13 protein-coding genes are annotated in these 13,318 nt (G+C 59.2%); 9 read left to right on the plus strand and 4 right to left on the minus strand.

The annotated features are described in order from the left end of the window. Nucleotides 1-235: 235 nt before the first annotated feature. The 3 genes from IMW75_RS18130 to IMW75_RS18140 form a co-directional block, all read right to left on the minus strand. Nucleotides 236-508, minus strand: a complete 273-nt coding sequence (locus IMW75_RS18130) for a TfoX/Sxy family protein (protein WP_007971093.1) — start codon at nucleotides 506-508, stop codon at nucleotides 236-238. Nucleotides 509-717: 209 nt separating this feature from the next. After that, a complete protein-coding gene (locus tag IMW75_RS18135) occupies nucleotides 718-1,062 on the minus strand; it encodes a pentapeptide repeat-containing protein (RefSeq protein WP_045059409.1) in 345 nt (114 codons plus the stop codon). 90 nt (nucleotides 1,063-1,152) lie between these two features. Further along, the gene (locus tag IMW75_RS18140; RefSeq protein ID WP_205893392.1) at nucleotides 1,153-2,709 is read right to left on the minus strand and encodes an AAA family ATPase; all 1,557 of its coding nucleotides are present in this window, start codon (nucleotides 2,707-2,709) and stop codon (nucleotides 1,153-1,155) included. Nucleotides 2,710-2,826: 117 nt separating this feature from the next. On the opposite strand from IMW75_RS18140, the gene mrcB reads away from it, so the two are divergent. The 3 genes from mrcB to IMW75_RS18155 are packed head-to-tail and all read left to right on the plus strand — an operon-like array spanning nucleotide 2,827 to nucleotide 6,240. Further along, a complete protein-coding gene (mrcB, locus tag IMW75_RS18145; protein WP_045059411.1) occupies nucleotides 2,827-5,151 on the plus strand; it encodes a penicillin-binding protein 1B in 2,325 nt (774 codons plus the stop codon). Between the two features lie 16 nt (nucleotides 5,152-5,167). Further along, nucleotides 5,168-5,905, plus strand: a complete 738-nt coding sequence (locus tag IMW75_RS18150) for a tetratricopeptide repeat protein (protein ID WP_205893393.1) — start codon at nucleotides 5,168-5,170, stop codon at nucleotides 5,903-5,905. After that, complete coding sequence (locus tag IMW75_RS18155) at nucleotides 5,905-6,240, plus strand: YqcC family protein (protein WP_045059413.1); 336 nt, start codon at nucleotides 5,905-5,907, stop codon at nucleotides 6,238-6,240. Before IMW75_RS18150 ends, IMW75_RS18155 begins: the two co-directional genes overlap by 1 nt. 134 nt (nucleotides 6,241-6,374) lie before the next feature. Here the strand turns inward: IMW75_RS18155 and IMW75_RS18160 are convergent, their stop codons facing one another. After that, nucleotides 6,375-6,788: a DUF4124 domain-containing protein gene (locus IMW75_RS18160; protein WP_045059414.1), complete on the minus strand. Its 414-nt coding sequence runs from the start codon at nucleotides 6,786-6,788 to the stop codon at nucleotides 6,375-6,377. A gap of 400 nt (nucleotides 6,789-7,188) precedes the next feature. Between IMW75_RS18160 and IMW75_RS18165 the strand changes: the two genes are divergently transcribed. From IMW75_RS18165 to msrQ, 6 genes are all read left to right on the plus strand, one after another. Continuing rightward, a complete protein-coding gene (locus IMW75_RS18165; RefSeq protein WP_045059421.1) occupies nucleotides 7,189-8,913 on the plus strand; it encodes an acetolactate synthase 3 large subunit in 1,725 nt (574 codons plus the stop codon). 2 nt (nucleotides 8,914-8,915) lie between these two features. Further along, nucleotides 8,916-9,407, plus strand: a complete 492-nt coding sequence (gene ilvN / locus IMW75_RS18170) for an acetolactate synthase small subunit (RefSeq protein WP_003176102.1) — start codon at nucleotides 8,916-8,918, stop codon at nucleotides 9,405-9,407. A 48-nt stretch (nucleotides 9,408-9,455) separates the two neighbouring features. Beyond that, complete coding sequence (ilvC, locus tag IMW75_RS18175) at nucleotides 9,456-10,472, plus strand: ketol-acid reductoisomerase (RefSeq protein ID WP_007948647.1); 1,017 nt, start codon at nucleotides 9,456-9,458, stop codon at nucleotides 10,470-10,472. A gap of 145 nt (nucleotides 10,473-10,617) precedes the next feature. Beyond that, complete coding sequence (gene pssA, locus IMW75_RS18180; protein ID WP_045059415.1) at nucleotides 10,618-11,472, plus strand: CDP-diacylglycerol--serine O-phosphatidyltransferase; 855 nt, start codon at nucleotides 10,618-10,620, stop codon at nucleotides 11,470-11,472. Nucleotides 11,473-11,532: 60 nt separating this feature from the next. Further along, nucleotides 11,533-12,546 carry a protein-methionine-sulfoxide reductase catalytic subunit MsrP gene (gene msrP, locus IMW75_RS18185; RefSeq protein ID WP_205893394.1) on the plus strand — a complete coding sequence of 338 codons (1,014 nt, stop codon included), beginning with the start codon at nucleotides 11,533-11,535 and terminating at the stop codon, nucleotides 12,544-12,546. After that, the gene (gene msrQ, locus IMW75_RS18190) at nucleotides 12,546-13,166 is read left to right on the plus strand and encodes a protein-methionine-sulfoxide reductase heme-binding subunit MsrQ (protein WP_205893395.1); all 621 of its coding nucleotides are present in this window, start codon (nucleotides 12,546-12,548) and stop codon (nucleotides 13,164-13,166) included. Before msrP ends, msrQ begins: the two co-directional genes overlap by 1 nt. Nucleotides 13,167-13,318: the final 152 nt, after the last annotated feature.

Consider the following 13,318-nt stretch of genomic DNA (forward strand, 5'->3'; position numbering starts at 1 on the left):
CATTTCAGCGGGCAAAAAAAGACCCGGCAAGAGCCGGGTCAAATAACCGTGATTAGCCTGATGAGGAGATATCTGAGAGTCCGAACCAAGGGCTGTTCAAATATCGACCAGTCTCGCGACCAGTTGTGATAATCATAGCGATTCTCATTACCATGTCAACAGCTGATTGATCGTTAATTTGTAATCGCCCTGAAAGCCAAGTAATCAGAGGCTTTCAGGCCAGTCAGCGGGCAACTCAGTTCTTGTGCCGTGAAGAGATGGCTTCCAGCTGCTTGTTCAGCGCTTCCTTTCGCTCCGCGGGAATATCGTTCCAGTGCACGTCCATCAGCGCACCTTCGATCGCATACAACAACACCTTGGACGCTCGAAACCCGCGCGTGCGCACGGCCCGATAGGCATCCACCGCCCCGAGGCGACGCAAGTCCGAGGCGCTGTGAATGCCCACGGCATGCAACCACTGCGCTGACGTCTTGCCAAGATTCTTCAGGTGTTGCAGTTCATCATTCATCAAGCCTCCTTGCGACGGCCGAATGGGAGCGTGGGCAAGCTTCTCAGGAGTGTAGCCATCAGCAGGAAAAGCGTGATTGTTTGGTCGGTTTCAGGGCAAAAGCTTCTAAGCGGTCTTGATGCCGGACTGGGCAGCTGGCCTTTTGCGCGGGTAGGCGTAAGCAGTCCAGCGCAGAGCGGGGGGCGCCGGACGTGAGTTCATGCGCGATTTCAGCGGGTGCGATAGCGCAGGCGCGTACCGAAATTCATCGACATCAGGATTTCGTCTGCACTCAGTTCGGGCGGAAAGTAAGCGCCCGAGATCTGGGCGTGAGCCAGGCTCGCACCTTCCATGGAAGATTTGCGAAAGTCGATGCCGCGCAAGTCGGCGGAGCGGAAGTAGGCGTCGGTGAAATCCACGCCATCGGCATTCAGTTCGCGCAGGTCCAGGCCGCGAAAGTCGCCTCCGACCATGTCTATGACGCCCTCGCTTGGGCGTTCGCTGTTGAAGCCTGTGATGTCGTCCTTGTGCAGCAAGGCATAGAGCGGAGTGTCGAGGAGTTTGGGCTGGCTCATGTCACATCACCTGTTGGATTTATGACGCCAGTATAGTGCCACTATCGGGCGCCCGTGAGGTCGGCGAAGACCTCACGGACGAAATGCCCCTTACAAGCCTGGCAAGCGCTGGCGAATCTGCGCTACCACGGTATCCAGTGTGCCGCTTTCATTGGTCTGGACGCGTTTGCTGCAGAGAATCTCCGCTGGAGTCAGCGGCTCACGGTTGGCCTGCTGGGCTTCGATGACGGCCAGGGTTGCGTCGGATGGGTCAGTGTTGTCCGCCTGGCGCAAGGCCAGCCAGGTCTCGATGACAGCTTGCGGCGCATTGCAGTCCAGGATCAGGAAGGGCGCACCGGTAGCTTCGGCGATTTGTGCTGCACCGTCGCGTTGCTCGTGCTTGAGGTAAGTGGCGTCGACCACGACCGGGAAGCCGGCACGCAGGATGACCCCTGCAATTTCATGCAGGCGGGCGTAGGTCGCGGCACTGGCTTCAGCGCTGTAAATGCCGGCCTGTGGCTCATTTGCAACGGTCTGCTCACCGAACAGGCGTTTGCGCTCTACGTCGGAGCGCAGGCGGATGGCGCCCAGTGCTTCTACCAGGCGCATGGCTACACGACTTTTGCCTACCGCGGAGACACCATGGGTGATAGCCATGAAGCGAGACGGGATGGTGCTGTAGCTTTCCGCCAGGTTGGCGTAGTTGCGGTATTGGCGCAGGGCGGTCGCACGTTGCACGGGGTCGGCGGCGGCCGGCATGCTGAACAGGGTGACCTTGGCCCGAACCAGGGCGCGGTAGGCCTTGTAGAAGTTCAGCAGTTCCAGGCCCTGGTAGTCACCGGTCAATTCCAGGTACTGGCTGATGAAACGGCGCGCCAGGCTCTTCAGTCCACGATCTTCCAGGTCCATTGCCAGGAAGCCGGTGTCGGCATAGACGTCGGTGAAGCGGAACGGCTCATTAAACTCGATGCAGTCGAAGATCACGACCTTGCCGTCGATCAGCGTTGCGTTGCCCAGGTGGATATCACCGTGGCACTCGCGAGTGAAGCCGTCGGCCTTGCGCTGGGCCATCAACGGCTTGAGGCGTTCGAAGCTGCTTTCGGCCCAGGCTTGCAGCGCGTCCAGTTGCAGGAGGTCGGTCTTGTCGCTGAGGAACGGGCGGATTTGCTCAAAGTTCTGGCTCACCGGTGCCATCACGGCGTCCGGCGTACCGGCTTCATGTTCGGCCGGGACTTTAGGCGCCGCGAGGTGGAATTGCGCGATCTGCGCGGCCATCTCGTCGATGTGCGCGGTGGTCAATTCACCATTGGCTTGCAAGGTGCTGAGCAGATTACTTTGCGGGAATTGACGCATTTTCAGCGCGAACTCGATCACCTGCCCGTCGCCACCCAATTGCGGCGCTTCGGCGCTGCCGGTAATCGGCAACACTTCAAGATACAAATCATTGGTCAAACGCTGGTTAAGCCGCAGCTCTTCGCCGCAGAAGTGCTCGCGAGCGTCCAGGCTGGTGAAGTCAAGGAAGCCGAAATTCACCGGTTTTTTCACTTTGTAAGCAAAGGGGCCGGTAAGCAGGACCCAGGAAATGTGGGTCTCGATGACCTGGAACCCGTCTACGGGATGCGGGTAGAGGGCCGGGTTTTGCAGGGCAGCGATCAGGGACTGGCTCACAGGCGATCCTTCAGAGTCTGGGAAAATTCACGATCGCCATTATGGCCGCAAGTCCGCTCGACGCAAACCTCGGAGGCCTCCTGTTGAGTATGAATAAAGTGCGTATAATCCGCCGCCATGACTCGTACTCGATCCCCCCGCACTCCAAAAAAACCACCTTCCAGGGGCCTGCGCCCGTGGCTGGGCTGGGCCCTTAAACTCAGTCTGGTCGGCCTCGTGGTGCTCGCCGGATTCGCGGTCTACCTTGATGCAATTGTCCAGGAGAAGTTCTCCGGCAAGCGCTGGACCATTCCGGCCAAGGTCTACGCGCGCCCGCTCGAGCTGTTCACCGGGCAGAAGCTGAGCAAGGAAGACTTCCTCACCGAGCTCGACGCCCTGGGCTACCGGCGCGAGAGCGTAAGCAATGGTCCTGGCGCTGCGGCGGTCAACGGCAACACCGTCGACTTGAATACCCGAGGCTTCCAGTTCTATGAAGGTATGGAGAAAGCCCAGCCCGTGCGAGTGCGCTTCTCCGGCGATTACGTGGCGGAACTGTCGGCCACCAATGGCTCGAAGCTTTCGGTGGTGCGCCTGGAGCCGCTGCTGATCGGCGGGATTTATCCGAAGAATCTCGAAGACCGCATCCTGATAAAAATCGATCAGGTTCCGCCGTATCTGCTGGAAACCCTGGTCGCCGTGGAAGACCGCGACTTCTATTCCCACTGGGGTGTGTCACCCAAGTCGATTGCCCGTGCCGTCTGGGTCAACACGTCCGGCGGCAAGATGACTCAGGGCGGCAGTACGCTGACGCAACAATTGGTCAAGAACTTCTACCTGACCAGCGAACGCAGCCTGACCCGCAAACTCACCGAAGCCATGATGGCGATGTTGCTGGAGTTGCATTACGACAAGCGCGAGATTCTTGAGGCTTACCTCAATGAAGTGTTCGTCGGCCAGGACGGCCAGCGTGCGGTGCACGGTTTTGGACTGGCCAGCCAGTTCTTCTTCGGCCAGCCTTTGTCCGAGCTGAAACTGCATCAGGTGGCCTTGCTGGTAGGCATGGTCAAGGGCCCTTCCTACTACAATCCGCGACGTAACCCCGAACGCGCCCTGGAGCGCCGCAACCTGGTGCTGGATGTCCTTCAGGAGCAGGGTGTGGCCACTGCCGAGCAGGTCGCCGCCGCGAAGAAATTGCCACTGGGTGTGACTACCCGCGGGAAACTCGCCGACAGCTCGTTCCCCGGCTTCCTCGATCTGGTCAAGCGTCAGCTGCGCCAGGACTATCGCGACGAGGATTTGACCGAAGAAGGCCTGCGGATTTTCACCAGCTTTGATCCGATCCTGCAGATGAAAGCCGAAGCGTCGGTCAATGACACGTTCAAACGTCTGTCCGGGCGCAAGGGCTCCGATGAGGTTGAAGCGGCGATGGTCGTGACCAACCCGGAAACCGGCGAAGTCCAGGCCATGATCGGCAGCCGCCAGGCCAGTTTTGCCGGATTCAACCGCGCGCTGGATGCGGTTCGACCGATCGGCTCGCTGATCAAACCGGCTGTTTATCTGACGGCCCTGGAAAAACCGAGCCAATACACCCTGACCAGTTGGCTGTCGGACGACTCCTTCTCGGTGAAGGGCGCGGACGGCCAGGTCTGGAAACCGCAGAACTACGATCGCCGCTCCCATGGCACGGTATTCCTTTATCAAGGCCTGGCGCATTCCTACAACCTGTCGACCGCTCGCCTGGGCTTGGCGGTGGGCGTACCGAACGTGCTCAAGACGCTTGCACGACTGGGTGTGAGTCGCGAGTTTCCGGCATTCCCGTCGATGTTGCTGGGGGCCGGAGGCTTGACCCCGATCGAAGTGGCAACCATGTACCAGACCCTCGCCAACGGCGGGTTCAATACACCGATGCGCGGCATTCGCAGTGTGCTCACCGCCGAAGGCGAGCCACTCAAGCGTTATCCGTTCCAGATCGAGCAGCGTTTCGACCCGGCTTCCATTTATCTGGTCCAGAGCGCCATGCAGCGGGTCATGCGTGAAGGTACAGGCAGTTCGGTTTATAACGTGTTGCCCAAGACCCTGACCCTGGCCGGCAAGACCGGTACCAGTAACGATTCGCGAGACAGCTGGTTCGCCGGCTTCAGCCAGGACCTGCTGGCCGTGGTGTGGTTGGGGCGCGATGACAACGGCAAGACGCCGTTCACCGGCGCCACCGGCGCGCTGCAGGTCTGGACCAGTTTCATGCGCAAGGCCGACCCGTTGCCGCTGGACATGCCGCAGCCAGACAACATTGTTCAGGCCTGGGTTGATTCACGCACGGGGCAGGGTTCCGATGCGGGTTGTCCAGGTGCCGTACAGATGCCGTATATTCGCGGCAGCGAACCGCCTCCCGGCCCCGCTTGCGGTGGCGAAAGCCCTGCTTCGGGCGAAACGGTGATGGATTGGGTCAAAGGCTGGATGAACTAAGCAAAGAGGGTTTCAAGTGAACAAGTGGTTGATTCCAGCGGTTACCGCCGTGGCTTTGCTCAGCGGTTGCTCCACCGTACAACGCGGGTCCATTCCGGTAGTGGATTCCGGCAGCGCCGTTTCGAACAGCGAACGTGTGCAGGCCAATGGCGGTTTCCGGCAGACGACGGTCAAGCGTCCGGTACAGGCGCAGGCCCAGGCGATACCGCAAGGTGACACTGGGGTGGTGGTGATGGTCCCAGGCGGTGGTGCGGTGGCTTCTGCGCCTATCAGCACTTCGCCGATCACGCCGGGCCCGATCACGCCAGGTCCAATCGATACGGCGCCAGTGCAGTCGGCGCCGATCAACCAGGGCAGCTACAGCATGCCGGCGACTCCGAGCGGGATTCCGTCAGCCAGTACCGGCGGTGGCTTGTCGGCCGATGAGCAACTGGACGGTCCGGTGCTGGCGCTGTTGACCACGGCCCAGCAGCAACAGGCGGGCGGTGACCTCAACGGCGCGTCGTCGAGCCTTGAGCGTGCCCAGCGGGTGGCGCCACGTGAGCCGCAGGTGCTTTATCGCCTGGCCCAGGTGCGCATGGCCCAAGGTGATGCGGCACAGGCCGAGCAGTTCGCCCGCCGGGGCCTGACCATGGCCAATGGCCGGCCGGACCTGCAGGCCAGCCTGTGGGGGCTGATCGCCCAGGCGCGTGAGAAGCAGGGTGATTCTGCAGGCGCTGCGCTGGCCCGCCAGAAGGCCAAGGTCACGCTGTGATGGACGCACGCTTTCCGAAGATCGCCGAGCAACTGCTGTTGATCGAGCGCGAACTGCGAGTGCAGGGATGGTGGGACGACGTCTCGCCCTCCACTGAGGCGCTTTCCAGCGTTGAGCCTTTCTCGGTCGATACGCTGGATTTCGAACAGTGGCTGCAATGGATTTTCCTGCCGCGGATGAAAATGATCCTCGAACAGGATCTCCCGTTGCCCAATGCGTCGGGAATCCAGGAAATGGCCGAAATGGTGTTCGCCGCGCGCAATGTGCAGGGCAAGGATCGGCAGTTGCAGGTGCTGCTCAAGGAGTTTGACCTGCTGATCACGGCTGCCCGCTAGCGCCGGATCCGATGTAGGAGCGGATGTAGGAGCTGTCGAGTGCAACGAGGCTGCGACCTCTTGATCTTGTTGTTCTGGGGTAAAGGTCAAAAGATCGCAGCCTCTGCTTCGCTCGGCAGCTCCTACGCAGGGTTCTATTGGCAGTTATCCCCAATCTGTTTCTGTGATTCGCTGATGCGCTCCTGACGCTGTTGCTCGTTCAGGCGGCGCATCTCACCGTCGACTTCCTCTCGTAATCTTGGATTGTTCTGTAGCTGGGCCAGGTTCGTGCGGGCCTGTTGGCAGAACGCCTGCAACTGCGCCTGCTGCTCGGCCACCTGTGCCTTCACCGATTTGTCGATCGCCTGCTGGTCGCCAATCACATGGCTGCGTGGTGGTGGTACCGGCTTGGCCGGGGCCGGTGCTGGAGTGAGCACCGTCGTCGCCTCCTGACCTTGAGGAGGCTGGGCGTCGAAATGAGTCACGCCTTGGGCGTCCACCCACTTGTAGATTTGCCCCGCCAGACACCAAGGGCTGATCAGTAGACCGACCATCAATAAAGTTCGCATGCCATTTCCTAGCCATGAGTTGCGCAATTGAAGCTAACACAGTTGCGGTTTAGCGGTTTTTTCTTGCTTTCTCATGCGCTTACTTCAATAAAGCACATAGACGGCTTGACTTGGAGGGGACGAAACAGAAGAATCCAAAGTCCGCTGTAGAGGGACTGCCAGAAGCAGACCCACTCGGCAGATCATGAGGCGCATACCCGCGCCGACCTGTTACACCCGCAACGCGTTACCTCGCGCTGGGTGGGAAAGTCCCGCAACACTTGGGACGATCCCAATACTTGCTCAGTCAGTGCTGACGTAGTCGGCGACCACCGTCGCTCATGCTCTGCTGAGAAGTAAACCTATTAAGACCCGTCCTTTTGCATGTGGGCGGTATTCTGGCGTTTTAGAGGTGAACAACGTGGAGCTTTTATCTGGCGGTGAGATGCTCGTCCGCTTTTTGCGTGACGAAGGCGTCAAGTACATCTACGGGTACCCGGGTGGTGCTCTTCTTCATGTCTACGATGCCCTGTTCAAAGAACCGGAAGTGACCCACATCCTGGTTCGCCACGAGCAGGCTGCGACCCATATGGCTGACGGCTATGCCCGTGCCACCGGCAAAGCCGGCGTGGTACTGGTCACTTCCGGGCCGGGCGCAACCAACGCCATTACCGGTATTGCCACGGCCTACATGGACTCCATTCCGATGGTGGTCATTTCCGGCCAGGTGCCTAGCACCATGGTAGGCACCGACGCGTTCCAGGAAACCGACATGATCGGTATCTCCCGGCCGATCGTGAAGCACAGCTTCATGATCAAGCACGCGTCGGAAATTCCGGAAGTCATGAAGAAGGCGTTCTACCTGGCGCAATCCGGTCGTCCTGGTCCGGTCGTTGTCGATATCCCCAAAGACATGACCAACCCGGCCGAGAAGTTCGAATACATTTTCCCGAAGAAAGCCAAGCTGCGTTCCTACAGCCCGGCCGTTCGCGGTCACTCCGGGCAAATCCGCAAGGCTGCAGAAATGCTCCTGGCGGCCAAGCGGCCAGTGATGTACGCCGGCGGCGGCGTGATCCTCGGTGGTGGCTCCGCGCCGCTGACCGAGCTGGCGAAAATGCTCAACCTGCCAGTGACCAATACCTTGATGGGCCTGGGTGCCTACCCTGGCACCGATCGCCAGTTCATCGGCATGCTCGGCATGCACGGCAGCTACACCGCCAACCTGGCGATGCACCACGCCGATGTGATCCTGGCAGTCGGTGCACGTTTCGATGACCGTGTGATCAACGGCCCGGCGAAGTTTTGCCCGAACGCCAAGATCATCCACATCGACATCGACCCGGCTTCGATCTCCAAGACCATCAAGGCCGATGTACCCATCGTGGGTCCGGTGGAAAGCGTCCTGACCGAAATGGTCGCGATCCTCAAGGAAATCGGCGAGACCCCGAACAAGGAGTCCGTTGCCAGCTGGTGGAAGCAAGTTGATGAGTGGCGCGGTGATCGTGGCCTGTTCCCTTACGACAAGGGCGACGGCGGCGTCATCAAGCCGCAGACCGTGATCGAAACCCTGTGCGAAGTCACCAAGGGCGATGCCTTTGTTGCCTCGGACGTGGGGCAGCACCAGATGTTCGCCGCGCAGTACTACACGTTCAACAAGCCCAATCGCTGGATCAACTCCGGTGGCCTGGGCACCATGGGCTTCGGTTTCCCGGCGGCCATGGGCATCAAGTTGAGCTTCCCGGATGCCGACGTCGTCTGCGTGACGGGCGAGGGCAGCATCCAGATGAACATCCAGGAGCTGTCGACCTGCCTGCAGTATGGCTTGCCAGTGAAGATCGTGATCCTGAACAACGGTGTTCTGGGTATGGTTCGCCAGTGGCAAGACATGAGCTACGGCAGCCGTCACTCACATTCCTATATGGAATCGTTGCCTGATTTCGTCAAGTTGGCGGAGGCCTACGGTCACGTCGGCGTGCGCATCACCGAATCGAAAGATTTGAAGACGAAGATGGCAGAAGCGTTCGCCATGAAGGATCGTCTGGTCATCATCGATGTTTCGGTCGACACCAGCGAGCACGTCTACCCGATGCAGATCAAAGACGGCTCCATGCGCGATATGTGGCTGAGCAAGACGGAGCGTACTTAATCATGCGGCATATTATTTCCTTGCTTCTGGAAAACGAACCGGGTGCTCTTTCTCGTGTAGTCGGCCTGTTCTCGCAGCGCAACTACAACATCGAAAGCCTGACTGTGGCACCGACCGAAGACCCGACCCTGTCGCGCCTGACGTTGACCACAGTGGGTCATGACGAAGTGATCGAGCAGATCACCAAGAACCTGAACAAGTTGATCGAAGTGGTCAAACTGGTCGACCTGTCGGAGAGTGCTCACATCGAGCGCGAACTGATGCTGGTCAAGGTCAAGGCCACTGGCGCACAGCGCGCCGAGATCAAACGCACCACCGATATTTACCGTGGACAGATCGTCGACGTCAGCGCCAGCGTGTATACCGTTCAGTTGACCGGTACCAGCGACAAGCTCGACAGCTTCATTCAGTCCATCGGCACCGCATCGATCCTGGAAACCGTCCGCAGTGGCGTAACCGGCATCGCTCGCGGCGACAAAGTACTCAGCATCTAAACCAAATTAGTGAATGGCCTGAACGGCCTGGATATATAGGGGAATTTCATGAAAGTTTATTACGAAAAAGACTGCGACCTGTCCATCATCCAGGGCAAGAAAGTTGCCATTATCGGTTACGGTTCCCAGGGTCACGCTCAAGCGTGCAACCTCAAAGACTCCGGCGTTGACGTAACTGTTGGCCTGCGTAAAGGCTCGGCCACTGTTGCCAAGGCTGAGGCTCACGGCTTGAAAGTGACTGACGTTGCTTCCGCTGTTGCAGCTGCCGACCTGGTCATGATCCTGACCCCGGACGAGTTCCAGTCCGCCCTGTACAAGAACGAAATCGAGCCGAACATCAAGAAAGGCGCCACCCTGGCCTTCTCCCACGGCTTCGCGATCCACTACAACCAGGTAGTACCACGCGCTGACCTCGACGTGATCATGATCGCGCCGAAAGCACCGGGCCACACTGTTCGCTCCGAGTTCGTCAAAGGCGGCGGCATCCCTGACCTGATCGCTATCTACCAGGACGCTTCCGGCAACGCCAAGAACGTTGCACTGTCCTACGCTGCTGGCGTTGGCGGTGGTCGTACCGGCATCATCGAAACCACGTTCAAGGACGAGACCGAAACCGACCTGTTCGGCGAGCAAGCCGTACTGTGCGGCGGTACCGTTGAGCTGGTAAAAGCCGGTTTCGAAACCCTGGTTGAAGCTGGCTACGCGCCGGAAATGGCCTACTTCGAATGCCTGCACGAACTGAAGCTGATCGTTGACCTCATGTACGAAGGCGGTATCGCCAACATGAACTACTCGATCTCCAACAACGCTGAATACGGCGAATACGTGACCGGCCCGGAAGTGATCAACGCCGAATCCCGTCAGGCCATGCGCAACGCCCTGAAACGTATTCAGGACGGCGAATACGCCAAGATGTTCATCAGCGAAGGCGCTACCGGCTATCCTTCGATGACCGCCAAGCGTCGTAACAACGCCGCTCACGGCATCGAAATCATCGGCGAGCAACTGCGCTCCATGATGCCTTGGATCGGTGCCAACAAGATCGTCGACAAAGCCAAGAACTAAGTCGCGCACTTGTACGGAAAACGCGGCCTAGGCCGCGTTTTTTCGTTTGGGGAGCCGGTTCTGGTATAAAGCTGCATCGTTTGCGGGCGAACCCTCGTCCCAGACGCCTGTCGAAATTTCTCCACCCTGTTGCAAGGTAATGTCCATGAGCGAACGTCCCGAAGAGCCAAACCAGGCTTCTGACGCCGAAAGCCTGCTGCCCATCGATGAACACATCGAAGAAGGGCATGACGCTGAAGGTCGTAAAGTCCGGCATCGTGGTATCTATCTTCTGCCGAATCTATTCACCACCGCGAATCTCTTCGCGGGGTTCTATTCCATCATCAACTCGATGAGCGCCCAGGCGGCAGCGAGCGCCGGTGACTCGGTCGGCGCAAGCAAATACTTTGCTTTCGCCGCCATCGCGATCTTTGTCGCCATGGTGCTCGACGGGCTAGACGGCCGCGTGGCCCGCATGACCAATACCCAAAGTGCCTTCGGCGCCGAATACGACTCGCTGTCGGACATGGTCGCCTTCGGCGTTGCCCCGGCGCTGTTGGCGTTCGGCTGGGCCCTGGGTGACATGGGCAAGGTCGGCTGGATGGTTGCCTTCATCTATGTGGCGGGCGCGGCGCTGCGACTGGCGCGCTTCAACACTCAAGTGGGCACCGCAGACAAGCGTTACTTTATCGGGCTTGCCAGTCCGGCAGCGGCGGGTGTGGTTGCCGGTATCGTCTGGGCGTTCAGCGACTACGGCATCCAGGGCTCCAGGATGTCTTTCCTGGTGGCGCTGATGGTTGCCGCCGCCGGTATGCTGATGGTCAGCAACATCAAGTACAACAGCTTCAAGGAGCTGGACCTGAAGGGGCGGGTGCCGTTCGTGGCAATCCTGGCCGTGGTGCTGGTGTTCGCAGTGGTATTCAGTGATCCGCCGCGTATTCTGTTACTGGTGTTCCTTGCCTACGCAGCCTCTGGTCCGGTGCAATATCTATTAAGACTTCGCCGGAACAAAAACGCCTGATATCCCTCATACTCCGCAGTCTAATTTGGTGCATCTGTCCTCCAAAACTGCGGAGTAGCCATGCTGATCAAGATCCCCCAGGCATCTGACTGCCATGAGTCGGACGTCACGCCTCAATCCCTGTATTTATCTCGACGTAACGTCCTTGGCGCTGCCGTTGCCGGATTGGCTGTTGGCAGCCTGCCGCGTTGGGCCAGCGCCGAAGAGGCGTCCCGCTACGCCGACGTCGAGCCTGGCAAGGCGCCTTCCTGGTTCTCCGAGAAACTTCCCGCTACGCGTTGGGGGGCGGTGACCGTCAAGGATGAGGCGATCACGCTATTCAAGGATGCGACCCACTACAACAACTTTTATGAGTTCGGCACCGAAAAAGGCGACCCCGCGGCGAACGCAGGCGCGCTGAAGACCGAACCCTGGAGTGTGGTTGTAGACGGGGAGGTGGGTAAGCCGGGGCGGTACGCGCTGGAAGACTTCATGAAGCCCTATCAGCTGGAAGAGCGCATTTATCGCCTGCGTTGCGTGGAAGCCTGGTCGATGGTCATTCCCTGGCTCGGCTTTCCCCTGTCGGCATTGCTCAAACAGGTGGAGCCGAGCGCCAGTGCCAAGTACATCCGCTTCGAAACCTTGCAGGACCCCAAGACCATGCCCGGGCAGCGTTCCGGTTTCGCCTTGATCGACTGGCCCTATGTCGAAGGCTTGCGCCTGGATGAGGCGATGAATCCGCTGGCGATTCTTGCGGTGGGCATGTACGGGCGCGAATTGCCCAGCCAGAACGGTGCGCCGCTGCGGTTGGTGGTGCCCTGGAAGTATGGCTTCAAGAGCATCAAGTCCATTGTGCGGATCAGCCTGGTCAGCGAGCAGCCCAAGACGACCTGGCAGAGTCTTGCCGCAGATGAATACGGCTTTTACGCGAACGTGAATCCGACGGTCGATCACCCGCGCTGGACCCAGGCTCGCGAGCGGCGCCTGCCCAGTGGCCTGTTCAAGCCGAACGTGCGGGACACCCAGATGTTCAACGGCTACTCGGAAGAAGTCGCTTCTCTATATACAGGGCTCGATCTGCGGAAGAACTACTGATGCGTTTCCCGTACTGGCGTATCGGCGTATTCATCGCCGCCGCCGTCTGGCCGGTCTTGTGGTTGTACCAGGCCTGGGCGGATGTGCTTGGGCCTGATCCCGGTAAGGTGCTGGTTGATCGCCTGGGGCTGGGTACCCTCATACTGCTGCTGGTCACGCTGGCGATGACGCCACTGCAGAAACTCAGCGGTTGGGCGGGGTGGATCGCCGTGCGCCGCCAGCTCGGATTATGGTGTTTTGCCTACGTGGTCCTGCATCTGTGCGGGTATATGGCATTTATCCTTGGGTTTGACTGGTCGCAACTGGGTGTCGAGTTGCGCAAGCGGCCTTACATAATTGTCGGGGCGCTGGCATTTCTTTGCCTGCTCGCATTGGCCGTGACCTCGAACAGATACAGCCAGCGCCGGTTAGGCGCTCGCTGGAAGAAGCTGCATCGATTGGCTTATGTGGTGCTCGGGCTTGGTTTGCTGCATATGTTGTGGATTGTGCGTGCTGATCTTGAAGAGTGGGCCATCTACGCATCTATAGGAGGGCTGCTTTTGGTAATGCGGCTGCCTGTTGTGTCCCGTCGAATACCGCGGTTATGGGCTAAAAAGGCCTCTTCTGCCAAGAAGGCGTAATTAGGCCTTGACGGCAGATTTCAGATGTCTATAATTCGCCCCACTTCCGGCGCAGTCGAAACGGAAAACTCCTTGGTAAACAATGAGTTACGCAGTTTTGACGGTCAGCTGCTTCAGGTCATCGAAGCGCAAAAGAAGTTGAAAAAGAGGTG

Source organism: Pseudomonas gregormendelii, from assembly GCF_017114825.1.
Taxonomy (GTDB): domain Bacteria; phylum Pseudomonadota; class Gammaproteobacteria; order Pseudomonadales; family Pseudomonadaceae; genus Aquipseudomonas; species Aquipseudomonas gregormendelii.